This is a genomic window from Micromonospora sp. DT227, assembly GCF_049841835.1.
Classification (GTDB): domain Bacteria; phylum Actinomycetota; class Actinomycetes; order Mycobacteriales; family Micromonosporaceae; genus Micromonospora.
The window spans coordinates 334,495-357,230 of sequence record NZ_JBNCLA010000001.1 but is presented as its reverse complement, the minus strand read 5'-3'; the positions used below and the strand labels follow the sequence as shown (position 1 = coordinate 357,230).

Sequence of the window (22,736 nt, the reverse complement as noted above, 5' to 3'; positions counted from 1 at the left end):
CAACGATTTTGTGATAACTGGATTAAGCTGGCGTTTCGACTTGGACGGCACCAACCGGGGCTGGAACAGCAGCGCGGAAATCCGAGTTGTCGGCGGTCTTACGGCCCGGCGGGGAAAGGCCGATCTCCCGCTGGGAACGCCAAAGCAGCAGTTGGTGTTCGCGCTACTCGCCGTTCGGGTCAACCGACTGGTAACCCTGGACAAGTTGGTGGAGCGCGGGGCGTCGTACCCGGCGGATAGGGTCGGGCGGTGACCGAACCCGCGCAGCTCACCCACGTCGATCCGGCTGGCGCCGCCCGGATGGTCGACGTCTCCGCCAAGCCGGTCTCCGGCCGGCTCGCGGTCGCCGCCGGCCGGCTCCGCACCACCGCCGAGGTGGTGGAGCTGCTCCGCCGCGACGACCTGCCCAAGGGCGACGCGCTCGCGGTCGGCCGGCTCGCCGGGATCATGGGGGCCAAGCGGACCCCGGACCTGATCCCGCTCTGCCACCCGATCGCCCTGCACGGCGTCACCGTCGACCTGCGCCTCACCGCCGACACCGTGGAGATCACCGCCACCGCGCGGACGGCCGACCGCACCGGCGTGGAGATGGAGGCGCTCACCGCGGTGGCGGTCGCCGGACTCGCCCTGGTCGACATGGTGAAGGCGGTCGACCCGGCCGCGTCGGTGGACGCCGTCCGGGTGCTCCGGAAAGAGGGCGGGAAGACCGGCGAGTGGGTCCGGCCGGAGGACCGGTCGTGATCCGGGCCCGGGTGATCGTGGCCTCCAACCGGGCCGCCGCCGGGGTCTACGCCGACACCAGCGGCCCCCTGCTCGTCGCCGGCCTGCGGGAGCTGGGGTGCACGGTCGACGCGCCGGTGGTGGTGCCCGACGGCGACCCGGTCGGCGACGCGCTGCGTGCCGCCCGCGACGACGGCGTCGACGTGGTGCTGACCAGCGGCGGCACCGGCATCACCCCGACCGACCGCACGCCCGAGGTGACCGGCGCGCTCCTCGACTACGAGATCCCCGGCATCGCCGAGGCGATCCGCGCGCACAGCCGCGACGCGGTGCCCACCGCCGCGCTGTCCCGGGGCCGGGCCGGCGTCACCGGCCGGACGCTCGTCGTGAACCTGCCGGGCTCGCGCGGTGGCGCGCGGGACGGCCTGGCCGTGCTCGGGCCGATCCTGCGGCACGCGGTCGACCAGCTCCGCGGCGGCGACCACTGAGCCCGCGGGCCGCGCACACCGGCGCTAGGCTCGCCGGATGAGCACGGAAACCGAAGCCGCCGCCGTCGAGGTGGGCACGCCTCCGCCGGCCGGGTGGGAGGAGGCCCGCTCCCGGGTGTACGCGGTCGGGCTCTCTGCCGCGCTCCCCGCGGTCAACCGGCCGCTGGCCGACACCGACGGGCACACCCTGGCCGAGCCGCTGACCACCCGCACCGACCTGCCGGCGTTCCCCACTTCCAGCGTGGACGGCTGGGCGGTGCGCGGCCCGGGGCCGTGGCGGGTGGTGGGCCGGCTGCTGGCCGGGCACACCGCGTCGCCGCTGGACGCCGACGGCACCACCGTGGAGATCGCCACCGGCGCGATGGTGCCGGCGGGCACCACCGCGATCATCCGGATCGAGGATTCGACCCGGACGGTGGACGGCCGGGTGACCGGCACGCCCCGGCCGCAGCCGGAGTGGCGCGAGCCGGGCGAGGAGGCGCACCGCGGGGAGGAGCTGCTGCCCGCCGGCACGCCGGTGGACCCGGCGGTGATCGGTCTGGCCGCCTCCTGCGGGCACGACACGCTGCGGGTCCGCCGCGTGCCCCGGGCCGCGCTGCTGGTCTTCGGCGACGAGCTGCTCACCTCCGGCCCGCCCGGCGCCGGCCGGGTGCGTGACGCGCTCGGCCCCTCGGTGCCGGCCTGGCTGCGCCGCTACGGCTGCCAGGTGCGGGGCGGCGACGTCGTCGGGCCGGTCGCCGACACGCTGCCCGCGCACGTCGCGGCCCTGCGCGGTGCGCTCGCGAACGCCGATCTGGTCTGCACCACCGGTGGCACCATGCACGGCCCGGTGGACCACCTGCACCCGACGCTGGAGGCGCTCGGCGCCGACTACGTGGTCAACACCGTGGCGGTGCGTCCCGGCTTCCCGATGCTGCTCGCCCGGCTGGTCGACGGCGACGGCCGGGTGCGCTTCGTGGCTGGCCTGCCGGGCAATCCGCAGTCCGCGGTGGTGGCGCTGGTCTCGCTTGTCGCTCCCCTGCTCGCCGGTCTCACCGGCCGGCCGATGCCGGTGCTGCCGCAGGTCACCCTCGCCGAGCCGGTGCCCGGGCGCGGGGATCACACCCACCTGGCGCTGGCCCGCTGGGACCGGGTCGCCGGCACCGCGCACCCGGTGCGGCACGTCGGCTCCGCGATGCTGCGCGGGCTGGCCGGCGCGGACGGCTTCGCGGTGATCCGGCCCGGCACCAGCGGCGCCGCCGGTGACCGGGTTCCCCTCGTGCCGCTGCCCCTGACTCCCGGAGAGCGCTCATGACCGTGGAGACGCGGGTGGTGCTGGGTGCGGTGACGGACCAGCCGCTCGACCTGGCCGCGCACGAGGCGGCGGTCGCCGACCGGCGGGCCGGTGCGGTGGTCTCCTTCCAGGGCGTGGTCCGTGACCACGACCACGGGCGGACGGTCACCCGGCTGGAGTACGAGGGTCACCCCACCGCCGAGGCGGTGCTGCGCGAGGTGGCGGCGGACATCGCCGCCGACCCGGCGGTGCACGCGGTGGCGGTCTCGCACCGGATCGGCCCGCTGGAGATCGGTGACGTCGCGCTGGTCGCCGCCGTCAGCACCGCGCACCGCGCGGCGGCGTTCGCGGCGTGCGCCCGGCTCGTCGACGAGGTGAAGGCGCGGCTGCCGATCTGGAAGCGGCAGGTCTTCGACGACGGCACCGAGGAGTGGGTGAACTGCCCCTGAGCCGGCCGGTCAGCGCCGGGCGGTGAGCGGGGCCGTACGGCCCAACCGGTCGTGGTAGAACGCCGGCTCGGCACCGGGCCGCCAGGGCAGCGCCGCGACCAGCACGATCAACGCGATGGCCAGCGAGTTCTCCATCAGCGCGCCGAACAGGCCGTCCTGGTAGTGGGACACCTCGGGGAGCTGGTGCTCGTACGGCCAGATCGGTGAGATCAGGAAGAGGAGATAGAGCCCGAGCGCGCCGGCCGCGTGCCGGAACCCGGTCAGCGTCGGGTACCAGATCGGCGGGCGCAGCGCGGGCACGCCGGTCGCCGGGGTCGGCCCGCCGTGCCGCAGCGGCAGCCCGCGGCTGGCCTCGCGGCGGCGTACCGCGGCGTCGGCCAGCACCACGATCGCCGGGATGACCCAGACCAGGTGGTGCGACCAGGAGATCGGGCTGATCACATTGGCGGTGAGCCCGACCAGCGTGAACGCGGTCAGCTCGTCGCCGTCGGTGCGGGCGCTGATCGCCCGGGACAGCCCCAGCGCCAGCACCAGCACCGAGAACGCGAGCCAGAGCAGCCCGGGCGTCTCGATCGAGTCGTAGAGCCGGGCCAGCAGCCCGGCGAGGGACTGGTTGGCGGTCATGTCGGCCGCGCCGACCCGCTCGGTCTGCCACAGCACGCTGGTGAAGTACGCGCGGGACTCCTCACCGACCGCACCGAACGTCGCGAGTGTCACCCCGATCGTGGTGCCGACCGCGATCCAGGCGGCCCGCCACTGCCGGGTGAGCATCAGGTAGCCGATGAACAGCGCCGGGGTGAGCTTGACGGCGGTGGCGAGCCCGATGCCGACGCCGGCCCAGGCGCCGCTGTAGAGGAAGCGGGCCAGCGGCGACTCGGCGGTCTCGTGGTGGGTGCCCCGCTTGGCGCGCCACCGCAGGCCCACCAGATCCGCCATGATCAGCGCGAAGAGCAGCAGGTTGACCTGGCCGTAGCCGAGCGTCTCGCGGGACGGCTCGATCGCCACGGCGAGCGGGGTGGCGATGCCGACGGTGAACCAGAGCGACCAGCCGAGCCGGTCCACGATGGGACGCAGCAACGCCGCCAGCACGACCGCGAGCGCAGCGATGCTGGCCAGCGCGTTGACGAACCCGGCGGCGTCCACCGGCAGCCAGGACATCGGCAGCATGACCAGGCCGGCGAAGGGTGGATAGGTGAAGCCGAGGGTCGTCGAGGGGGCGACGAAGTCGTACAGCTCGTTGCCGTTGGCCCACCACAGCACCGCGCCGTGGTAGATCTTCATGTCGAAGAAGTTGTACGGCCGACCGAAGGCGCCGATCGCGAGCCAGGCCGCGTACGAGACGGCGGCCACGATGCCGATGCGCACCACGAGCCGCTGGTCGACCCCGAGGACGACGCGGGGCGCCGGTGGGAGGCGGTTGGTCCGTCTACCGACTGTCGTCGGCATGGCGTGGCCACCCCCGTACCAAGGTCGTCGTGCCCGTCCAGGTCCAGAACGGAGCCTAGAACGGTGCCTCACGATGTTGCCTCCCGCGTTACGCGACCGTGTCCGATCCCACACGTGTTTGCGACATTTCCACCGCGTTAACGGGTGTCGGACGGTTCAGGTGATTGGTGGCCTTGCGGGGGTGGAGGCCGTGCGAATGCAGGTCAGCCGGGCATCCGGCGAGCGGTCGCCGCGGAGCGTACGGCGATCTTCGCCTCCCGGCGGGCGGTGCGGACCGCGCGCTTGACCGACCGGCGTGAGTGGTCGATCCGGTGGCCGGCGCGCCAGCGCAGGCCCGGCTTGCCCTCGGTGTCCGCGGCGGCGAGCAGGAGGCCACCGAGCAGCCCGAGGTTCTTCAGGAAGTGGACCTGGTTGTTGTTGCGCTCGGTCGGGTCGTCGTTGTTCCAGAAGGGATGACCGGCGGCGGTCGTCGGGAGCAGCGTGCCGGCCAGGACGAGCGCGGCCGGGCGGGTGAACCGACCGGTGGCCAGCATCAGACCGCCGACCAGTTGGGTGGCGGCGTTGGCCCGGATCAGCGTCTCGGTGTCGGTCGGGATGCGCGGGTGCAGGCTCTGGATCAGCGGGGCGACCCGGTCGGTGACCGGCTTCGCGGCGGGCACCAGCCGTTCCGCGTTGCGCAGGTTGCGGGCGCCGCTGACCACGAAGATGCCGCTCAACATGACTCGGGCGAGGGAGCGCACGGGCTTCATGGTTCAGTCTTACCCCGTCCGGGGGCCGGTCACCCCTGCAACACACGAAAGGTATCGACGTCCGTCCGGTATCGATTTCAGCGACCGTCGCGGATGGACCGGTTGCGTTCGGTAAGGTCGCGCGGGTGACGACGCTGCGACTGCGCCCGGAGGACCCGGCCGACGAAACGCTGGTGGCCCGGGTGCTCGCCGCCGCGTTCGCCCGACCCGACGTGACCACCCCGCCCGAGGTCGGCCTGGTCGAGGAGTTGCGGCACAGTGCCGCGTGGATCCCGGAGCTGGCCATGGTCGCCGAGTACGGCGGCGAGGTGGTGGGCTTCGCGTTGCTCACCCGCGTGCGGGTCCGCGCCGACGGCGGCGGCTGGCCGGCGCTGGCGCTCGGCCCGGTGGCGGTGGCCCCGCACCGGCAGCGCGTCGGGCACGGCACGGCGGTGGTGCAGGCGGCGCTCGACGCCGCCACCGAGCTGGGGGAACGGCTCGTGGTGGTGCTGGGCGACCCGGCGTACTACCGGCGCTTCGGGTTCGGCCCGGCGGACCGGTTGGGGTTGACCAGCCCGTGGTCCGGGCTGGGAGAGCCGTGGCAGGCGCTGGTGCTGCCGCCGTCCACCGGCGAGGAGCCACCACCACCGGCTGGTGAGGTGGTCTTCCCGTCGCCCTGGTCGCGGGTCTGACCGGCCACGCGAGGAGTGAGCTTGCGAGCCCCGCAGCCGTGGCCAAGGTGGGCACCGCTCACCCGCCGGCCCGGCCGCCGCTCAGGCCGGCTGGGTGCGCAGGTAGCGGCCGAAGTGCGGGACGGTGAACGCGACCGTGCCCCGCTCGCCGGAATAGATCAGGCCCTTCTTGATCAGCGCGTCCCGGGCCGGGGAGAGGCTGGCCGGCTTGCGACCGAGCGACCGGGCGATCTCCGCGGTGGGCACTGCGGCGTCCATGTCGTCCCGGGCGCCCTCCTCGCCGTCCACCAGCGCCAGCGTGGCCATGGCCCGCATGTACTCCCGTTCGGCCGGGGTGGCCCGCTCGAACCGTGAGCCGAAGAAGCCCACCGCCAGTTCCGCCTCCGCCTCGGGCGCGGCGACCCGCACGTCGGCGGCGGTGATCGGCGAGCGGGGCGCGTGGTCCCAGGTCGCCTTCCCGTACGCCTGGACGAAGTAGGGGTAGCCGCCGGACTTCTCGTAGAGCAGGTCGAGCGCCTTCTGCTCGTACTCGACCTCCTCCCGCTCGGCCGGCGCGCAGAGCGCCTGGTCGGCGGCGATCCGGTCCAGCCGGTCGATCCGCTGGTAGCGGTAGAGCCGTTCGGAGTACGACTTGGCGGCGCTGAGCACGGCCGGCAGGTGCGGCAGCCCGGCGCCCACCACGATGAGCGGCGCGCCGAGCTGGGACAGCTCGTGGCAGGCGGCGCAGAGCGCGGAGACGTCCTCGGCGCCCACGTCCTGCATCTCGTCGATGAAGATCGCGATGCCGGTGCCCACGTCGGTGGCGACCGCCGCCGCGTCGCTGAGCAGCTCGACCAGGTCGATCTCGATGTCGCCCGAGTCGGCCCGGCCGCTGCTGGCCGGCACGTCGATGCCCGGTTGCCACCTGTCGCGCAGCTTCGGCGCCGCGCCGCCCCGCCCGGCCGGCGCGGACCGCTGCGCGAACGCCTTGAGCACGCCGAGGAAGCCGTCGATCCGGTCCGGCGCGCGGTGTCGGGGGGCCAGCTCGCGGACCGCCATGTGCAGCGCGGCGGCGATCGGCCGGCGCAGCGACTGGTCCGGCCGGGCCTCGATCTTGCCGGTGCCCCAGAGGTGGTTGATCGCCTCCGACCGGAGCGTGTTGAGCAGCACCGTCTTGCCGACCCCACGCAGGCCGGTGAGCATCAGACTGCGTTCCGGCCGGCCCCGGGCGATGCGTTCCAGCACCACGTCGAAGACGTCCAGCTCCCGCCCCCGCCCGGCGAGTTCGGGCGGGCGCTGACCGGCGCCGGGAGCGTACGGATTGCGGACCGGATCCACGATCGCACAGTATCCGGTCGTCTAGTGACCAGGCTAGACGCGCGTAGAGGCGGCTACCGCGTGTCGGCGTCGAGTCGAATCTAGGTCTGTCTAGCGTCCACCCCAGACAGCCCTAGATTCGGTTAGCGGCCTATCGACGCTTCAGGCAGAGCACGAAGTCGAGCGTGTCCAGCTCGCTGTCGAAGAAGTACCAGTCGGTGTAGCCGGCGACCTTGCCGCACTTGGCCTCGGCGTCCTTCTTTCCGCTGGTCGCGCCGTCGATCCGGCGCAGCACCTCGTACGTCTTCGGGGCGCAGTCGGCGATCACCAGCTTCGGCTGGGCGCCGCCGCCCTGGTTGGCGACGCACTGACCCGCCTTCACGAACCGCGGATCGGTCGAGGAGGCCGGGGCCGCCGTGGTGGGCGTCGCCTCCGCCGGATCGCTCGGCGCCGCCGAGGTCGGCGCCGGGGCCGGCGCGGTGGTCGCCGTCGTCCCGGCCGTCGGCTCGTCCCCGTCCCGGCCGAGCAGCCAGTACGCCCCGCCGCCGCCCAGCAGCAGCACCGCCAGCACGATCACCACCACCAGCAACGGGCCCCTGCCCCGCTTCGGCGGCGTCGGCTCGTCGTAGGGCTGTTGTCCCGCCCCGTACGGCGGTGGCCCGCCGGCGTAGGGCTGCCCCGCGCCGTACGACGGCTGCCCGCCGGCGTAGGGCTGCTGCCCGGGATAGGGCACCTGGCCGGGGTAGCCGGGACCGGCCGGATTACCCGGACGGGGCGCGGCTCCCGGGCCGTACTGCTCCCGCGGTGGCCCGTACTGCTCGGCGGGCGGGCCGTACTGCTCCTGCGGTGGCCCGTACTGCTGGGGCGGCCCGTACTGCTCGTGCGGTGGCCCGTACTGCTGGGGCGGCCCGTACTGCTCCTGCGGCGGGCCGTACTGCGAGGGCGGGCCGTACTGCGGGCCGCCGGGCGCCGGGTCGTGGTGCGGATCGGGGGCGTAGCCGTCGTCCGGGCGTCGTCCCCGCCACGGCTCGGGTGCGCCGCCGCCCGGTGGTCCGAAGTTCGACATGAACGCCTCCTGTGTAGCCGGTGCTGAGAGGCCGGCCACCAACACGGGACGCCGACGCCGTGGTCACCGTAGCGTGGTCCCACGATGAGCTCACGCCCCCCGAGGACGACGGACGTCGCCGGCTCCCCGGCGCCGCCGGTCCGCGCCGCCCTGGTCTGGACCGCATTGGCGCTGGTCTACCTGCTGTGGGGCTCGACCTACCTGGGCATCCGGATCGCCGTCGAATCCCTGCCGCCACTCACCTCCGCCGCGATGCGGTTCGCCGCCGCCGCCGTGGTGCTCGCCATCGTGCTGCGGCTCCGGCGCGGGCCCGGGGCGCTGCGCGTGCCACCGCGTCGCCTCGGCGCGGCCGCGCTGGTCGGGGTGCTGCTGCTGGCCGGCGGCAACGGGCTGGTGGTGCTCGCCGAGTCCGGCCCACCCGGCGACGCGGTGCCCTCCGGGGTCGCCGCCCTGCTGATCGCCACCGTCCCGCTGCTGGTGGTGGTGCTGCGTACGGTCGGCGGGGACCGGCCCCGCCCGTGGACGTTCGCCGGCGTCGCGCTGGGCTTCGTCGGGCTCGTCCTGCTCGTCCTGCCCCGCGACGGCGTGGACGGGGTGCCGCTGGCGGGCGCGCTGACCGTGGTCGCCGCCGCCGCGAGCTGGTCGATCGGTTCCTACCTGTCCGGGCGGATCCGGATGCCGGCCGACCCGTTCGTGGCGACCGTCTACGAGATGGTGGCCGGCGCGCTGGCGCTCCTGCTGATCGGGGCCGGACGCGGTGAGCTGGCCGACTTCGACCCCGCCGAGGTGACCGGGCGGTCCTGGGCGGCGCTGGCGTACCTGATGGTGGCCGGCTCGCTGGTCGCCTTCACCGCGTACGTCTGGTTGCTCGCCCACGCGCCGATCTCGCTGGTCTCCACGTACGCGTACGTGAACCCGGCGGTCGCGGTGGCGCTCGGCGCGCTGCTCGCCGCCGAGCCGGTCACCACGCAGGTGCTGCTCGGCGGCGCGGTGCTCGTGGCCGGCGTCGCCGTGGTGGTGAGCACCGAACGGCCGAGCCGCACCCCGCCGGCTGCCGGCGACGGGACGGCCCGTACCCGGTCGGCTGCCGGCGGCAACGGGACGGGCCGGACCCCGCCGGCTGCCGGCGACGGGGCGGCCCGGGGACGCGCCGGCCGGTAGCGTCCCGGCCCGTGTCGGCGGTGACGGTGGCGGGAACGGCGGTGCTCGGCGCGTTGGCCGGTCTGGCCGCGGTGCCGATCGGCCGCCGCGCCGTCGGTGTCGGCCGCGCCGCGCCACGCCGGTTCACCGAGGTCGGGCGGGCGGAGGCGGGCGCCCCGAGGGCGCGGTGGGCGGTGGGGTGCGGCGGTCCGGCCGCCGGGCCACGGCGGTGGACCGTGGCCGTGGTCGGGGCGGTGGTGTACGGCGCTCTGGCCGTCGCGCGCGGGGACGAGCCCGGGTTGCCGGCGCTGCTGCTGGTCGCCGCCGTCGGGCTGGTGCTCGCGGTGACCGACCTCAGCGCGTTGCGGCTGCCCGACCCGCTGGTCGGCGCGGTGGCGCTCGGCGGTGGGCTCGGCCTGCCGACGACCGCGCTGGTGGCCGGCGAGCCGGGGTGCCTGACGACCGCCCTGGTCGGGGTCGGTCTCTCCCTGGGCGGCTATCTGCTGCTCGCCCTGCTGCCCGGCGCCCGGCTCGGCTTCGGCGACGTGAAGCTGGCCGCCGCGCTCGGGTTCCCCCTGGGCTGGCTCGGCTGGCCGGCGCTCCGGCTCGGGCTGCTCCTGCCACACCTGCTCGCCGGCGGGACCGTCCTCGTCCTGCTCGCCGCCGGTCGGATCCGCCGGGACACACCGCTGCCGTTCGGCCCGGCGATCCTGGCCGGTGCCTGGCTCGCCGCCGTGCTCACCTGACCGTCGGTTGTTGAGAAGGGGCCCCTTCTCTACCGGAGGCGTTAAGAAGGGGCCCGGCCTTTCAGATCAGGCGGAGTTGGTGGTCCTTGGGGCGGCGTGGCTCCGCCGCGCCCAGCCGGTCGAACAGCGCCGGATCGATCGCGTCGAGGAACGGGGTCGGGCGGGCGTCCCGCTCCGAACCGTGCCGGGTACGCCGGGCGGCGTGACTCACGTAGAGCCGGTCCTGCGCCCGGGTCAGGCCGACGAAGAAGAGCCGACGTTCCTCGGCGACCGCGTCGTCGTCCGGCTCGGTGCCCGGCCAACGCAGCGGCAGCAGGCGGTCCTCGGCGCCGACCAGGAACACCACCGGGAACTCCAGGCCCTTGGCCGCGTGCAGCGTGAGCAGCGTGACCGCCTCGGCGCGCGGGTCGAGCGCGTCCACCTCCGCGCCGGTGGCGAGCTGGCTGAGGAAGAGCCCGAGGTCGTCGCCGCAGCGGCGGGCCAGCGGCGTGAGCAGGTCCACGGCGCTGCGGACGTCGTCGGGGCGTACCGTGCCGGAACCGTCGAGCGTGGGCACGGCGAAGCGCTCGGCCACCAGTCGGCCGGCCTCGCGTACCCGGGTGGTCAGCGAGCCGTCCAGGCCGGCGTGCCGCAGCTCGCGGGCGATGGCCGCCACGCCCGGACGGTCCCGCAGCCGGTTGTGTGAGCGCTTCTGCACCGGGATGTTCGCCCGGGTCAACGCGTCCACGATCGGCGCCGCCTGCGAGTCGGTGCGGTACAGCACGGCGATGTCGGAGAAGGAGAGCGTGGTCGTCCGCCCGTCGATCCGCCCCGAGTCGAGCGACCGGTGGGACAGGCCGCCGACCAGCTCGTCGACGGTGCGGGCCACGAAGTCGGCCTCGTCGGCCACCGAGGTCGCGGCGTACCGGCCGACCAGCGGCGCCTCCGGGTCGAGCCGGGCCGGGTCGAGCCGACGGCCCCGAACCAGCGACGACGGCGCGATGGCCTGCACGGCGGCGGCCAGGATCGGCGCGGAGGACCGGTAGTTGCGGTTCAGCCGCACCAGCCGGGCGTCGGTGAAGTCCTGCGAGAAGCGCAGGAAGTAGCCCACGTCGGCACCCCGGAACGAGTAGATCGCCTGGTCCGGGTCGCCGATCGCGCACAGGTTGCCGTCCGGCGGGCTGAGCAGCCGCAACAGCTCGTACTGCACCGCGTCGACGTCCTGGTACTCGTCGACGAAGATCCACTTCCACCGTTCGCGGTACTCCCGGACCAGCTTCCGGTCCCCCTTCAGCACCGCCACCGGCAACGTGAGCAGCTCGTCCAGGTCGACCAGGTCCCGCTTGCGCAGCAGCGCGACGTACCGCTCGTCGTCCTCGCCGGCCTCCGCCCGGGCCGCCGTCCGGTCCGCGTCGTCGGCGATCCGGAACTCCGCCGGCAGGCCGGCCGCCGCCGCGTTCTCCCGCAGGATGGTCAGCCCGAGCGCGTGGAACGTGCCCACCGTGACGTCCTCGGCAACCGGCCCGAGCAGCGCGTCGAGGCGGTGCCGCAGCTCCTCGGCCGCCCGACGGGTGAACGTGATCGCCAGGCACTGGTCCGGGAAGACGTTCAGCTCCGCGCACAGGTAGGCGATCCGGTGGGTCAGCGTGCGCGTCTTGCCGGTGCCCGGACCGGCCACGATCAGCAGCGGGCCACCCGGCGCGGAGGCGGCCACCCGCTGCATCGCGTCCAGCCGGTCCAGCAGGCCGGTGCCGACCTCCTCCATGCCGGCGAGCATCGGCTCGAACGGCTCGTGCGGGGAGGGCGGCGGCGCCAGCGGCGGCGCGGGCGGCTTGCGCTTCGGCTCCGGCCGGGCCGCCGCCGGGCGCTTGGCCTTCGGCTTCGGCGCCGGCTCCGTGGGCCGCCGCTGCGCGGGCACGGGCACGGGTACGTCGAAGAGCGTCTCCTGCCCGGCCCCGCCGCCCGGAGCGCCCAGTTCCGCCGGGTCGAAGAGCGTGATCACGCCGTACTCGCCGTCGTAGCCCGGCACCCGGCGGACCTCGCCGCGACGCAGCCGGCCGATGCCCTCCGCGAGCAGTTCGCCGCCGACCCGGCCGATCTCCTCCACCGGGGTACGCGTGAGGATCTCCAACTCCGGGCCGAGCGCCGCGACCAGCTCGTTGAGCTTGCCCTCGACCTTCTTCGACCGGGCACCCACCTTGTTGATCTCGCCCAGGATCTCGGCCAACGGCACCAGGTGGGCCACCTCGCGGGCGTGCGCCGGCCGGTGCCCCGCCGGCCGGTCGGCCAACGCCTCGACGCGGCTGAGCACGCCCACGGTCAGCGGCTTGCCGCACTCCGGGCAGCGTCCGCCCGCCTCGCGGGTCCGCTCCGGCGACCAGTTCACGCCGCAGAGCCGGTGCCCGTCGGCGTGGTACTTGCCCTCCTCCGGGAAGAACTCGACGGTGCCGGCCAGCCCGTCCCCGGTGCGCAGCGCCTCCCGGATCGCGAAGTAGTCGCGGTCGGCGGTCAGGACGGTGGCCTCCCGGGCCAGCGCCGGCGGCGAGTGGGCGTCCGAGTTGGACACCAACTGGTAGCGGTCCAGGCTGCCGACCCGCCAGTTCATCTCCGGGTCGGACGACAGCCCGGTCTCCACCGCGAAGATGTGCTCGGCCAGGTCGGCGTAGCAGTCGGCGATCGCGTCGAAGCCGGACTTCGAGCCGAGCGCGGAGAACCAGGGCGTCCAGATGTGCGCCGGCACCAGGAAGCCGTCTCCGCTGGCCTCCAGCGTGATCTCCAGCAGGTCGCGGGAGTCCAGCCCGAGGATCGGCCGGCCGTCCGACCCGAGGTTGCCGATCCGGCCCAGCGCGGTGTTGAACCGGCCCACCGCGTCCAGGTCCGGCAGGTAGATCAGGTGGTGCACCTTCCGGGTCCGGTCGTCCCGCTTGTAGATCGTGGAGATCTCCACGCTCAGCATGAACCGGACCGGGTCCGCCTCCGCCTCGCTGGCCAGCCGGGGCGGCAGCCGCCGGGCGATGTCCCGCTCCGCCTCCGGCGACAGCCGGTAGAGGCCGGGCTCGGCCGGGTGCAGCGTCTCGCGCAGGTGGTCGTACCAGGCGGGGTGGGTGAAGTCACCGGTGCCGAGCACCCCGATGCCCTTGCGCCGGGCCCACCAACCGAGGTTGGGCAGCGTCAGGTCACGGCTGCACGCGCGGGAGTACTTCGAGTGGATGTGCAGATCCGCGACGTAGGGCGGGAGGCCACCGGGGGGTGCGGCACTGAACGGAGGCACGCCGCATCCTGTCACGTCCGCTTGCCTACCCGCCCGCCGCCACGCGTACGCGTGACCTGAGCAATGCGGTGCTGGACGGCGCGCCCCCGACCCGCTAGGGAGCACGCAGCTCGACGAGCGTCACCTGCGGCGGGGCGCCGACCCGCACCGGCGGCCCCCAGAAGCCGGCCCCGTTGGTGACGTAGACCTTGGTGCCGTCCACCTCGCCCAGACCGGAGACCACCGGCTGCTGGAGCTTCACCGCCAGGTTGAACGGCACCATCTGACCGCCGTGGGTGTGCCCGGAGAGCTGGAGGTCGACGCCGAACTTCGCCGCCTCGTGCGCGGCCACCGGCTGGTGCGCCAGCAGCACCACCGGGCGGCTCGGGTCGCGGTCGCCGAGCGCGGCCGCGTAGTCGGCGGGCGCGGCCAGCCCGGTGCCGTCGGCGGTCACGTCGTTGACGCCGGCCAGGTCCAGCACGCCACCCCGGGCCCGGATCTCCTGCCGTTCGTTCTGCAGCACCCGCAGGCCCAGCCGGTCCACCTCGCGGACCCACTCCTCCACGCCGGAGTAGTACTCGTGGTTGCCGGTCACGAAGAAGCTGCCGTAACGGGAGCGCAGGTCACGCAGCGGCTCGGCCGCCCGGCCCAGCTCGGCCACCGAGCCGTCGACCAGGTCGCCGACCACGGCCACCAGGTCGGCGTCCAGTCGGTTGATCATGGCGACGATGCGCTCGGTGTGCGCCCGGCCACGCAGCGGCCCGAGGTGGATGTCGGAGACGGTGGCGATCCGCAGCCCGTCCATGCTCCGCGGCAGCTTCGCCAATGGGATGCGTACCCGGTCCAGCCGGGGCGGCCCCATCGCGGTGCGGACGCCGTACCCGGTGACACCGGCGGCGGTGAGCCCGGCGAAGATCGCCGCGCCACGCGCGAGCAGCAGCCGGCGGGACGGGTCGTGGTCCACGGGTGCGCCGCCGGCCGGTCGGCCGGGCGCTCCCGGCGGGGTGTCACCGGGACGGCCGGGCGGGGTGTCACCGGCATCGACGGACGGCGGTGGGTTGCCGGCGTCGCTGGTCGGCGGCGGGTCACCGGCCTCGGCGGGTGCCGCGGCGGAGGTGCCGGCGCCGACCAGCGCCGGCTCGGCCGCCGGCCCCGGGGACGTGACCGACCGGGCCCGGCGGCGCAGGACGAGCCGCGTCACCGCGGTCGGCACCTCCAGTACCAGCAGCAGCACCAGCAGGTAGAACATCAGGGCCAGCCACACGTAGCCCGGCCAGGCCAGCCAGTAGAAGCCGTTCTGGGTGCCGGCCATGGTCGCCGGCACGAGCAGCGCGAGCAGGACCGCCACCGCCGCCCCGACCCGGCGGGCCCGCCCCGGACGGGTGGTGTCCCGGACCAGCCGCCGCCACAGGTAGTAGTGGATCAGCCCGATCACGAGCACGACGAAACCCACGAATGTCGCCATCGCCAGCACGTCGGCCTCCCTCAGCCGCCCGCGAAGGGTGGCAGCACGTCCACCGTGACCCCGGCCGGCAACGGTGCCTGACGATCATGACAGGCGACGCCGTCGACCAGGAAACTCGCCGCCTTGAGCACCACGGCCAGTCGGTCACCGTGGCGGGCGGACAGGTCGTCGAGGAGTTCGTCAAGCGACCGGCCGGCGGATGCGGTCTCCTCGGCCCGGCCGGCGGCGGCCCGCGCACCGGCGAAATAACGGACGGTCAACTCCACGGTCAACCTCCGATCGCGGACATCGGCCGGGCCGGCTGGAGGAAGGTCGGATCGTCGATGCCGTGCCCGGCCCGCTTGCCCCACATCGCGGCCCGCCAGCGCCGGGCCAACTCCTCGTCGTCGGCGCCGGCCCGCAGCGCGGCCCGCAGATCCGACTCGTCGGTGGCGAAGAGGCAGTTGCGCACCTGACCGTCGGCGGTGAGCCGGGTGCGGTCGCAGTCGCCACAGAACGGCCGGGTCACACTGGCGATCACCCCGACCTTGGCCGGACCGTCGTCCACCAGCCAGGTCTCGGCCGGCGCGGCGCCCCGCTCGGTCGGGTCGGGCCGCAACGCGGACTCGGCGCGCAGGGCGGCCAGGATCTCGTCGGCGGTGACCATGGTCGAGCGGTCCCAGCCGTGCTGGGCATCCAGCGGCATCTGCTCGATGAACCGCAGCTCGTAGCCGTGCGCCAGGGCGAACCGGAGCAGCGCCGGGGCCTCGTCGTCGTTGACGCCGCGCATCAGCACCGCGTTGATCTTGACGGGGGTCAGCCCGGCCTCCGCCGCGCCGGCCAAGCCGGCGAGCACGTCGGCGTGCCGGTCGCGCCGGGTCAACGCGGCGAACCGGGCCGGGTCGAGCGTGTCGAGCGAGACGTTGACCCGGTCCAGCCCGGCCGCGCGCAGCGCCGGCGCGAGTCGGGCCAGACCGATGCCGTTGGTGGTCAGCGAGATGCGCGGCCGGGGCGACAGCGCGGCCACGGCCGCCACGATGCCGGGCAGGCCGGGCCGGATGAGCGGCTCACCGCCGGTGAAGCGCACCTCGGTGACGCCGAGCCGGCGCACCGCGACTCCGACCAGCCGGACGATCTCGTCGTCGGTGAGCAGTTGCGGGCCGGCCAGCCAGGGCAGGCCCTCGGCCGGCATGCAGTAGGTGCAGCGCAGGTTGCACTTGTCGGTCAGCGAGACCCGCAGGTCCCGGGCGACCCGGCCGAACCGGTCGGTGAGGACCCCGTCTGCCGTCGTCCGGGGGGCGGTCATCCGTCGACCGTAGCGCGTCGGACGCCGCCGAGCGCGGCACGGGCGGCGGAGACCACCGCCTCCGCGTACGCCGCCCCGAACAGCGCGGTGTGCACCAGCAGCAGGTGCAGTTGGTGCAGAGGCACCCGCTCCCGCCAGCCGTCGGCCAACGGCCAGGACTCCTGGTAGGCGGACAGGATCCGCTCGAACTGCGGCGGACCACCGAAGAGCGCGAGCTGCGCCAGGTCCGTCTCGCGGTGGCCGCCGTGCGCGGCCGGGTCGACCAGCCAGACCCGGCCGTCGGCGCCCCAGAGCAGGTTGCCGGGCCAGAGGTCGCCGTGCAGCCGGGCCGGCGGCTCGTCGCCGCCCCACTCGCCGACCCGGTCGACGACCTGCTCGACAAGCGCCGTCGCGGCGCCGGTGAGCGCGCCCCCGTCGACCGACATTCGAAGGTACGGCAGCAGCCGGCACCGGGCGAACCACTCCGGCCACGGCCCCCGGTCGGGCGTGTTGTCCTGCGGCAGCGCGCCGATGAACCCGGTCCACTCCGCGCCGAACGCGGGCGCGCCGGCCCGGTGCAGCGCGGCCAGCCCGTGGCCGAACGCCTCCGCCGCCTCCGGGCCCGGCTCGCCCGGCTCCACCCAGTCCAGCGCCAGCAGCCCCGGCAGCGCGACCAGCACCTCCGGCACCGGAACCGCGTCGGCCTCGCGCAGCCACCGCAGACCGGCCGCCTCGGTGGCGAAGAAGCCCTCCGGCACCGGCCGCGTCGCCCGCTCCGGCCAGGTCTTCGCGAAGACGGAGTGGCCGTCGTCGAGCGTGAGTCGCGAGGCGGCGCAGATGTCACCGCCGGAGACCGGCGTCTCCCGGATCCGCTGGTGGGTCAGGAAGGTCGGCAGGTGCTCCGGGTGTGCCCGCAGGTACGCCAGGTCCATGAGCGCAAGGTAGCCGGTACCTGGGACAGGCGTCGGCCCTGTCGTACCGTGGCGGGTGGCGGACGCTGCCCACCTGGGCCGATGCGTTCGGGGGTTGTGGATGAGCCGCGTGTCGTCAACAGGGCCTGTCGCGGCGGCGGCGCCCCCCGCACGCTCCCGGCATGAACTCCACCGAGCGTCCCCGCCTCTCCGTCCGCTCCCCGGCCGACCTCGTCGCCGCCGTGCCCTACCTGCTCGGCTTCCACCCCGAGGACAGCGTGGTGGTGGTCGCGGTGCGGGGCCGGCGGGTGGTGTTCGCGGCCCGCGGCGACCTCCCCGAGCCGGGTGTCGACCCCGGTCCGGCGGCCCGGCACCTGGCGCAGGTGGTGGCCCGGCAGGACGCCGACGCCGCGACGGTCATCGGCTTCGGTCCGGCCACCCGCGTCACCGGCGTGGTGGACGCGGTGGGCGCGGCGCTGGACGACGCGGGGCTGATCGTCCTCGACGCGCTCCGGGTGACGGACGGTCGCTGGTGGTCGTACCTCTGCGACGAGCCCACCTGCTGCCCGGTGGAGGGCACGCCGTACGACCCGGCCGCGAGCCGGGTCAGCGCGGCGGCCGTCTTCGCCGGTCAGGTCGCCCTGCCCGACCGCGCCGCCCTGGCCGCGCAGGTGTCGTCGTTCGGCGGCCCGGTCCGGCTCGCGATGCGCCAGGCCACCGTGCGGGCCCGCCGCCGGCTGGCCGCACTCACCGGGGAGCCGCCCGACGGCCACTCGCCGGGCGGTGCGGAGTCCGGTGATCCCTCGCCCGGCGGTGCGGAGTCCGGTGGTCTCCGGTCCGCCGGGACGCGGGCCGTGCGGGCGGCCGGCACGGCGGCGGTACGGGCCGCGTTTCGTCGGCAGCGGCACGGTGAGCGACTCACCGACGACGAGGTGGCCTGGCTGACCGTGCTCCTCGCCCACCTCGTGGTGCGCGACCACGCATGGTCCCGCACCGACGGCCGGGACACGGACATCAGCCTGTGGACCGACGTGCTCCGACGGGCCGAACCCGAACTGACCGCGGCCCCCGGAACGCTGCTCGCGTTCGCCGCCTGGCGGTCCGGGCACGGCGCGCTGGCCGCCGTCGCCCTGGAGCGGGTGCTCGCGGCGGATCCCGCCTACTCCCTCGCGGTGCTCCTCGACGACGCGCTCCGCCGTGGCGTGGCCCCGTCCGAGCTGGACGGCTGGCCGGGTGTCGCCGGCCCGGCGGTCCTCCGCCGCCGCCGGCGTCGTCCGCGCCGCTGAACCGGAGGCAGCGGTGTCGTCCGCGCCGACGTGCGGCCGGGTCGCTGTGCCGCCGCCTCAGCGGGGCACGCGCTGCGCCCCGGTGTAGACGTTCATGGTCGGGCCGCGGAGGAATCCGACAAGCGTCATCCCGGCCTCCTCGGCCAGTTCGGCGGCGAGCGTGCTGGGCGCGGAGACCGCCGCGAGCAGCGGCACCCCGGCCATCCACGCCTTCTGGGTGAGCTCGAAGCTGGCCCGGCCGGAGACCAGCAGGACGTGACCGGCCAGCGGCAGCCGGTCCGACCGGGTGGCCCAGCCGATCACCTTGTCCACCGCGTTGTGCCGGCCCACGTCCTCACGGAGGGCCAGCAGTTCGCCGTCCGGGGTGAAGAGCCCGGCCGCGTGCAGGCCGCCGGTGCGGTCGAAGGCGCGTTGCGCGGCACGCAGCCGGTCGGGCAGCCCGGCCAGCAGTGCGGCGGTGACCTCCAGCGGGTCCTCCCGGACGGCGAACCGGGAGCGGGTGCGGACCGACTCGATGCTCGCCTTGCCGCACACTCCGCAGGAGCTGGTGGTGTAGAAGTTGCGTGCCGGGTCGGTGGCCGGTTCCGGCACGCCGGGGGAGAGCACCACGTCGACCACGTTGTAGGTGTTGGGGGTCTCCGCTCCGGAGCAGAGCTGCGCGGTGTGCACATCCTCCGCCGACCGGATCAGCCCCTCGGTCAGCAGGAAGCCGATGGCCAGGTCCAGGTCGTCGCCGGGCGTGCGCATGGTCACCGCAAGCGGCCGGCGACGACCGGGGCCGGCCGGTCCGACCCGGATCTCCAGCGGCTCCTCCACGGCCAGCGTGTCCTGCCGGCGGACCCGGTCCCGGCGGTCGTCCGCCGCCCCGAGGTCGATCCGCAGCACGCCACGCCGGTCTGTCGCCCGTCCCATGCCGCCATCCTCTCCCGCACCCGGTCCCACCCGCACCTCAGCACGCCCGTCTGACCCGGTGTTCCGGCGTGGGCCGTGGGTAGGGTGAGGCGGTGACCGGGTACGCGGCGGTACTGCTCGCCGGCGGTGCGGCCCGCCGGATGGGTGGGGTGGACAAGCCGGCCCGTCCGGTCGGTGGCCGGCCGATGCTGCACCGGGTGCTGGCCGCGGTGGCCGACGCCGACGAGCGGATCGTGGTCGGTCCGTCCGGCCCGGTGCCCGCGGCGGTGCGGGTGACCCGCGAGGAGCCCGCCGGCGGTGGCCCGGTGGCGGCGACCGCGGCCGGGCTGGCCCTGCTGCGACCCGGTACGACCACGGTCGCCCTGCTCGCCGCCGACCTGCCGCTGCTCACCGCCGCCGCGGTGGCGGAGCTGCGGCGCGCGCTCGACGGGTCGACCGCCGGTCTGGCCTGCTACGTGGACGGCGACGGTCGCCGGCAGCAGCTCTGCGGCGTCTGGCGGCTGCCGGCGCTGCGCGCGGCGGTGGACCGGCTGGCGGCGGAGCGGGGCGGCACGGTCGACGGCGCGGCGGTGCGGGGCCTGCTGGCCGGTGCCACGGTTCGGGAGGTGGCCTGGTCCGGTGCCGGGCCGCCGCCCTGGTTCGACTGCGACACTGACGAGGACGTACGCCGGGCCGAGGAGTGGACGACATGACCGTGTTGGACGACTGGGTCACCGCGGCCTGCGCCGAGTTGGAGCTGGATCCGGCCGAGGTGCCGGTGTCGGCCGTGCTGGACGTGGCCCGGGACGTGGCGCATCAGGTGGTGCGGCCGGGCGCGCCGGTCAGCGCGTACCTCCTGGGGGTGGCGGTGGGGCGCGGCGCGGATCCGGCCGCGGTGGCGGCCCGGCTCAGCGCGCTGGCGGGGTCGTGGCCGGTGGAGCTGGACGGGACGACGCCGGTGGCGTAGCGACTTGTCCGATCCTGGTCGGCTGTGATTCGGCCCCCGCCGCCCGTGGGTAGGGTGGCGGGAACGGACGGAGGCGATCATGACGGCAGACCACCCCTCGCCGGTCGACAAGCCTTCCGGCGGTACGCCGGAGCAGCACGATTCGATCCTGCTCGACGAGCCGACCACGGCTGACCTGCGGGCCAAGGTGACCGAGGCCTGGCGGGAGTTCGCCCGGGCGCTGGCCGAGCGGCTGCGCGGGTTGCCGGCCGGTGGTCACCTGGAGGTGACACTCGACCCGACCGCCTCGGGCACCGGGGATGCCGTCTACTCGGTCAGCGCGGACGCCGGCGAGGACGGCGCGCTGTCGGCCCGGGCGATCGGCAACGCCACGCTGCCGGCGGGTTACCGGCTGGACCGGGCGGCGGTGGCCGACATGGTGGCGCTGGGCTGGTCGCCGCCCGGCGTGGTGGCGGGTTCCGGCGAGCAGTTCGGCCTGGACTGCGGCGTCGACGAGGCGACCCGGTTGTCCGCGGTGCTCTCCCGGACGCTGCGGGACGTCTACGGCGCCCCGCATCCCGCGTTCCTGGTCTACTTGGTGCACGACGCCGACGGTGAGCCGCTGCCGGTGGAGCCGCTCGGCACCGCCCGCAGCGAGTTCGGCCCGGACCGGGACGTGGAGGCCGACCTGGAGGAGGCGCTGGCCGCCGCGGCGGCCGCCCAGGCGGGTGAGAACGACGTGTTGGCCCTGGAGGAGCGGGTCCGTACGGTCGTCTCGACGATGTTGAAGTCGAACTCCGACCAGGTGCAGGTCGACTCCGACGGTGACATCAACATCCGGGCCGGCTCGGCGATGGTCTTCGTGCGGGTCCGCGACAATCCGCCGCTTGTCGACGTCTTCTCCCCGGTGCTGACCGAGGTCGAGCCGACCGAGCGCCTCTACGTGAAGCTCTCCGAGCTGACCAACCGGATGCCGATCGGCCGGCTCTACTGCGCCGACGACACGGTCTGGGCGTCCATCCCGGTCTTCGGCCGCAACTTCCAGGCCACTCACCTGATGCTGGCCGTGCAGGTGATGACCGGTCTCGCCGACGAGTTGGACGATCGGCTGCACGGCGAGTTCGGCGGCAAGCGTTTCTTCGGTGAGGGTGACAAGCCGGCCCGGCCGCAGGAGCACCGCACCGGCATGTACCTCTGAGCGGGGAGCCCGGGTCAGCGTACGTCGAGCAGTGTCTTGCCGACGGTGGACCGGGACTGGATCGCGGCGTGTGCCTCGGCGGCGCGCTCCAGCGGGAAGCGCTGGGCGATCAGTGGCCGGAGCCGTCCGTCGGCGGCCATGCCGAGGGCTTCCTCGGTGAGCGCGCGCAGTTCGTCCGGTCGGGGCCGGGGGCGCAGCAGCGTCACGCCTCGGGCGGCGGCGACGTCGGCCGGGACGTCCGCCCAGGCGCCGCCGGCGAGCCCGAAGCTGAGCATCCGTCCGCCCCGGTCGAGCAGGTCGAACGCCTCCCGGGCGATGGTGCCGCCGACGCCGTCGAAGACCACGTCGAGCGCGTCGACGGCGGCCCGCACCCGCCCGGCCCAGTCCGGCTGCCGGTAGTCGACCACCACGTCGACCGCGGCGGCGCGGAGCAGGTTGACCTTGGCGGGGCCGCCGGCAGCGGCCACCACCGTCGCGCCGGCCCGCGCGACGAGCTGCACCAGCAGGGTGCCGACCCCGCCGGCAGCGGCCTCCACCAGTACCCGGTCGCCGGCCCGCAGCCCGGCCGCCCGAGCCAGCATCAGCGCGGTCCGGCCGTCGGCGAGCAGCGCCACGGCCGTGTCCAGCGGCAACCCGGGGGGTACGGGGATGGGCGTGTGCTGGTCGACCACGACGCGCTCGGCGTACCCGCCGGTGCCGCCGGTGCCGGTGACGACGAGTCGGCCGACCAGCGCCGGATCGACTCCGGGGCCGACCGCGCCGATCGTGCCGCCGACGCCGTTGCCGGGGATCAGCGGCGGTTCGCCGGTGAACGGGCCGAACCCGGTGGCCCGGAACATCGTCTCGACGAAGGTCAGGTTCGCGTGCGCCACCTCGACGAGCACCTGACCCGGACCGGGCTCCGGGTCCGGCGCCGGACCGGGCACCAGCACCTCGGGTCCACCGAATTCTCGCAGCCACACCGCACGCATCGCGCCTCCCGGATCGTCCACCTCGAAGGAGTGAACGACGTGAAGCGGGCTTGAGGTCAACTCGTGGACGGGCCGACGCCGGGGGACTCGACGAGTCGGGACAGCACGATGGTGCTGCGGGACGAGGTGACGAACGACTCGGCGCGCAGCCGTTCCAGTGCCTCCTCCAGGTGGGCGATGTCGGCGGCGCGCAGGTGCACCAGCGCGTCCGCCTCGCCGGAGACGGTGTAGGCGCCGACCACCTCGGGGTGCCGGCGGGCGGCGACGCCGATCTGCGCGGGCGTGGTCCGGCCGGCGCAGAACAGTTCGACGAACGCCTCGGTGGTCCATCCCACGGCGGCCGGGTCGACGACCGCGGTGAAGCCGCGGATCACGCCGGTGGCGCGCAGCCGGTCGACCCGTCGCTTGACCGCGGGGGCGGAGAGTGACACCCGGGCGCCGATGTCGGCGTACGAGGCGCGGGCGTCCGCCACGAGCAACGCAATGATTCGTTGGTCAACCGCGTCTATCTGCAACGTTCCGCCCTCGGGA

Annotated in this window: 23 protein-coding genes; 11 read left to right on the top strand and 12 right to left on the bottom strand. The window is 74.9% G+C overall.

Annotation, left to right across the window (positions count from 1 at the left end; genetic code table 11):
• Positions 1–249 precede the first annotated feature (249 nt).
• The 4 genes from moaC to ACLQ2W_RS01815 are packed head-to-tail and all read left to right on the top strand — an operon-like array spanning position 250 to position 2,930.
• A complete protein-coding gene (moaC, locus tag ACLQ2W_RS01830) occupies positions 250–741 on the top strand; it encodes a cyclic pyranopterin monophosphate synthase MoaC (RefSeq protein ID WP_107156418.1) in 492 nt (163 codons plus the stop codon).
• A complete protein-coding gene (locus tag ACLQ2W_RS01825) occupies positions 738–1,208 on the top strand; it encodes a MogA/MoaB family molybdenum cofactor biosynthesis protein (RefSeq protein ID WP_405091756.1) in 471 nt (156 codons plus the stop codon). The genes moaC and ACLQ2W_RS01825 overlap by 4 nt, the downstream gene beginning before the upstream one ends.
• Positions 1,209–1,245: 37 nt before the next feature.
• Positions 1,246–2,502, top strand: a complete 1,257-nt coding sequence (locus tag ACLQ2W_RS01820; protein WP_425784987.1) for a molybdopterin molybdotransferase MoeA — start codon at positions 1,246–1,248, stop codon at positions 2,500–2,502.
• Positions 2,499–2,930, top strand: coding sequence for a molybdenum cofactor biosynthesis protein MoaE (locus tag ACLQ2W_RS01815; protein WP_425784986.1), 432 nt, complete (start codon positions 2,499–2,501; stop codon positions 2,928–2,930). Before ACLQ2W_RS01820 ends, ACLQ2W_RS01815 begins: the two co-directional genes overlap by 4 nt.
• Before the next feature lie 9 nt (positions 2,931–2,939).
• On the opposite strand, the gene ACLQ2W_RS01810 is transcribed toward ACLQ2W_RS01815, so the two are convergent.
• Positions 2,940–4,376, bottom strand: a complete 1,437-nt coding sequence (locus ACLQ2W_RS01810) for a glycosyltransferase 87 family protein (RefSeq protein WP_425784985.1) — start codon at positions 4,374–4,376, stop codon at positions 2,940–2,942.
• Positions 4,377–4,579: 203 nt separating this feature from the next.
• Positions 4,580–5,125, bottom strand: coding sequence for a DoxX family protein (locus ACLQ2W_RS01805; RefSeq protein WP_425784984.1), 546 nt, complete (start codon positions 5,123–5,125; stop codon positions 4,580–4,582).
• A 125-nt stretch (positions 5,126–5,250) separates the two neighbouring features.
• Here ACLQ2W_RS01805 and ACLQ2W_RS01800 point away from each other — a divergent pair, with 125 nt between their 5' ends.
• On the top strand, positions 5,251–5,796 hold the full coding sequence (locus tag ACLQ2W_RS01800) for a GNAT family N-acetyltransferase (protein ID WP_425784983.1): 546 nt from the start codon (positions 5,251–5,253) through the stop codon (positions 5,794–5,796).
• 81 nt (positions 5,797–5,877) lie between these two features.
• On the opposite strand, the gene ACLQ2W_RS01795 is transcribed toward ACLQ2W_RS01800, so the two are convergent.
• Both ACLQ2W_RS01795 and ACLQ2W_RS01790 read right to left on the bottom strand, forming a co-directional pair.
• The gene (locus ACLQ2W_RS01795; protein WP_425784982.1) at positions 5,878–7,113 is read right to left on the bottom strand and encodes an ATP-binding protein; all 1,236 of its coding nucleotides are present in this window, start codon (positions 7,111–7,113) and stop codon (positions 5,878–5,880) included.
• A gap of 130 nt (positions 7,114–7,243) precedes the next feature.
• Positions 7,244–8,158 (bottom strand): LppU/SCO3897 family protein, encoded by a 915-nt coding sequence (locus tag ACLQ2W_RS01790; protein ID WP_425784981.1) that lies wholly within the window; start codon positions 8,156–8,158, stop codon positions 7,244–7,246.
• A gap of 84 nt (positions 8,159–8,242) precedes the next feature.
• Here ACLQ2W_RS01790 and ACLQ2W_RS01785 point away from each other — a divergent pair, with 84 nt between their 5' ends.
• Positions 8,243–9,319, top strand: coding sequence for an EamA family transporter (locus ACLQ2W_RS01785; RefSeq protein WP_425784980.1), 1,077 nt, complete (start codon positions 8,243–8,245; stop codon positions 9,317–9,319).
• An 11-nt stretch (positions 9,320–9,330) separates the two neighbouring features.
• Positions 9,331–10,044 carry a prepilin peptidase gene (locus ACLQ2W_RS01780; RefSeq protein ID WP_425784979.1) on the top strand — a complete coding sequence of 238 codons (714 nt, stop codon included), beginning with the start codon at positions 9,331–9,333 and terminating at the stop codon, positions 10,042–10,044.
• Between the two features lie 61 nt (positions 10,045–10,105).
• Here ACLQ2W_RS01780 and ACLQ2W_RS01775 read toward each other — a convergent pair whose 3' ends face one another.
• The 5 genes from ACLQ2W_RS01775 to ACLQ2W_RS01755 all read right to left on the bottom strand — a co-directional run bounded on the left by ACLQ2W_RS01775 (position 10,106) and on the right by ACLQ2W_RS01755 (position 16,934).
• Positions 10,106–13,294: a UvrD-helicase domain-containing protein gene (locus tag ACLQ2W_RS01775; protein WP_425784978.1), complete on the bottom strand. Its 3,189-nt coding sequence runs from the start codon at positions 13,292–13,294 to the stop codon at positions 10,106–10,108.
• 94 nt (positions 13,295–13,388) lie between these two features.
• On the bottom strand, positions 13,389–14,747 hold the full coding sequence (locus ACLQ2W_RS01770; protein ID WP_425784977.1) for a metallophosphoesterase: 1,359 nt from the start codon (positions 14,745–14,747) through the stop codon (positions 13,389–13,391).
• A gap of 11 nt (positions 14,748–14,758) precedes the next feature.
• Positions 14,759–15,004, bottom strand: a complete 246-nt coding sequence (locus tag ACLQ2W_RS01765) for a MoaD/ThiS family protein (protein ID WP_107156430.1) — start codon at positions 15,002–15,004, stop codon at positions 14,759–14,761.
• Positions 15,005–15,006: 2 nt separating this feature from the next.
• The gene (gene moaA / locus ACLQ2W_RS01760; protein ID WP_405091744.1) at positions 15,007–16,023 is read right to left on the bottom strand and encodes a GTP 3',8-cyclase MoaA; all 1,017 of its coding nucleotides are present in this window, start codon (positions 16,021–16,023) and stop codon (positions 15,007–15,009) included.
• Positions 16,020–16,934 carry a fructosamine kinase family protein gene (locus ACLQ2W_RS01755; RefSeq protein ID WP_425784976.1) on the bottom strand — a complete coding sequence of 305 codons (915 nt, stop codon included), beginning with the start codon at positions 16,932–16,934 and terminating at the stop codon, positions 16,020–16,022. Before ACLQ2W_RS01755 ends, moaA begins: the two co-directional genes overlap by 4 nt.
• 161 nt (positions 16,935–17,095) lie before the next feature.
• Here ACLQ2W_RS01755 and ACLQ2W_RS01750 point away from each other — a divergent pair, with 161 nt between their 5' ends.
• Positions 17,096–18,199, top strand: coding sequence for a DUF4192 domain-containing protein (locus ACLQ2W_RS01750; protein WP_425784975.1), 1,104 nt, complete (start codon positions 17,096–17,098; stop codon positions 18,197–18,199).
• A gap of 57 nt (positions 18,200–18,256) precedes the next feature.
• On the opposite strand, the gene fdhD is transcribed toward ACLQ2W_RS01750, so the two are convergent.
• Positions 18,257–19,111: a formate dehydrogenase accessory sulfurtransferase FdhD gene (gene fdhD / locus ACLQ2W_RS01745; protein ID WP_107156434.1), complete on the bottom strand. Its 855-nt coding sequence runs from the start codon at positions 19,109–19,111 to the stop codon at positions 18,257–18,259.
• Between the two features lie 92 nt (positions 19,112–19,203).
• Here fdhD and mobA point away from each other — a divergent pair, with 92 nt between their 5' ends.
• The 3 genes from mobA (at position 19,204) to ACLQ2W_RS01730 (ending at position 21,234) form a co-directional block, all read left to right on the top strand.
• Positions 19,204–19,803 (top strand): molybdenum cofactor guanylyltransferase, encoded by a 600-nt coding sequence (gene mobA / locus ACLQ2W_RS01740; protein WP_425784974.1) that lies wholly within the window; start codon positions 19,204–19,206, stop codon positions 19,801–19,803.
• The gene (locus ACLQ2W_RS01735; RefSeq protein WP_281934018.1) at positions 19,800–20,057 is read left to right on the top strand and encodes a DUF6457 domain-containing protein; all 258 of its coding nucleotides are present in this window, start codon (positions 19,800–19,802) and stop codon (positions 20,055–20,057) included. The genes mobA and ACLQ2W_RS01735 overlap by 4 nt, the downstream gene beginning before the upstream one ends.
• Positions 20,058–20,136: 79 nt before the next feature.
• A complete protein-coding gene (locus ACLQ2W_RS01730; protein ID WP_425784973.1) occupies positions 20,137–21,234 on the top strand; it encodes a T3SS (YopN, CesT) and YbjN peptide-binding chaperone 1 in 1,098 nt (365 codons plus the stop codon).
• A gap of 14 nt (positions 21,235–21,248) precedes the next feature.
• Here the strand turns inward: ACLQ2W_RS01730 and ACLQ2W_RS01725 are convergent, their stop codons facing one another.
• Positions 21,249–22,205, bottom strand: coding sequence for a zinc-binding dehydrogenase (locus ACLQ2W_RS01725; RefSeq protein ID WP_425784972.1), 957 nt, complete (start codon positions 22,203–22,205; stop codon positions 21,249–21,251).
• 56 nt (positions 22,206–22,261) lie between these two features.
• On the bottom strand, positions 22,262–22,720 hold the full coding sequence (locus ACLQ2W_RS01720; protein ID WP_107156437.1) for an Lrp/AsnC family transcriptional regulator: 459 nt from the start codon (positions 22,718–22,720) through the stop codon (positions 22,262–22,264).
• Positions 22,721–22,736: the final 16 nt, after the last annotated feature.

Bases quoted from the DNA above. Each gene is read 5' to 3' on its own strand.
- ACLQ2W_RS01810 (WP_425784985.1), bottom strand. From the start codon at position 4,376: ATGCCGACGACAGTCGGTAGACGGACCAACCGCCTCCCACCGGCGCCC.
- moaA (WP_405091744.1), bottom strand. From the start codon at position 16,023: ATGACCGCCCCCCGGACGACGGCAGACGGGGTCCTCACCGACCGGTTC.
- ACLQ2W_RS01735 (WP_281934018.1), top strand. From the start codon at position 19,800: ATGACCGTGTTGGACGACTGGGTCACCGCGGCCTGCGCCGAGTTGGAG.
- ACLQ2W_RS01805 (WP_425784984.1), bottom strand. From the start codon at position 5,125: ATGAAGCCCGTGCGCTCCCTCGCCCGAGTCATGTTGAGCGGCATCTTC.
- ACLQ2W_RS01750 (WP_425784975.1), top strand. From the start codon at position 17,096: ATGAACTCCACCGAGCGTCCCCGCCTCTCCGTCCGCTCCCCGGCCGAC.
- ACLQ2W_RS01820 (WP_425784987.1), top strand. From the start codon at position 1,246: ATGAGCACGGAAACCGAAGCCGCCGCCGTCGAGGTGGGCACGCCTCCG.
- ACLQ2W_RS01815 (WP_425784986.1), top strand. From the start codon at position 2,499: ATGACCGTGGAGACGCGGGTGGTGCTGGGTGCGGTGACGGACCAGCCG.
- ACLQ2W_RS01730 (WP_425784973.1), top strand. From the start codon at position 20,137: ATGACGGCAGACCACCCCTCGCCGGTCGACAAGCCTTCCGGCGGTACG.
- ACLQ2W_RS01785 (WP_425784980.1), top strand. From the start codon at position 8,243: ATGAGCTCACGCCCCCCGAGGACGACGGACGTCGCCGGCTCCCCGGCG.
- ACLQ2W_RS01755 (WP_425784976.1), bottom strand. From the start codon at position 16,934: ATGGACCTGGCGTACCTGCGGGCACACCCGGAGCACCTGCCGACCTTC.
- ACLQ2W_RS01790 (WP_425784981.1), bottom strand. From the start codon at position 8,158: ATGTCGAACTTCGGACCACCGGGCGGCGGCGCACCCGAGCCGTGGCGG.
- fdhD (WP_107156434.1), bottom strand. From the start codon at position 19,111: ATGGGACGGGCGACAGACCGGCGTGGCGTGCTGCGGATCGACCTCGGG.
- ACLQ2W_RS01725 (WP_425784972.1), bottom strand. From the start codon at position 22,205: ATGCGTGCGGTGTGGCTGCGAGAATTCGGTGGACCCGAGGTGCTGGTG.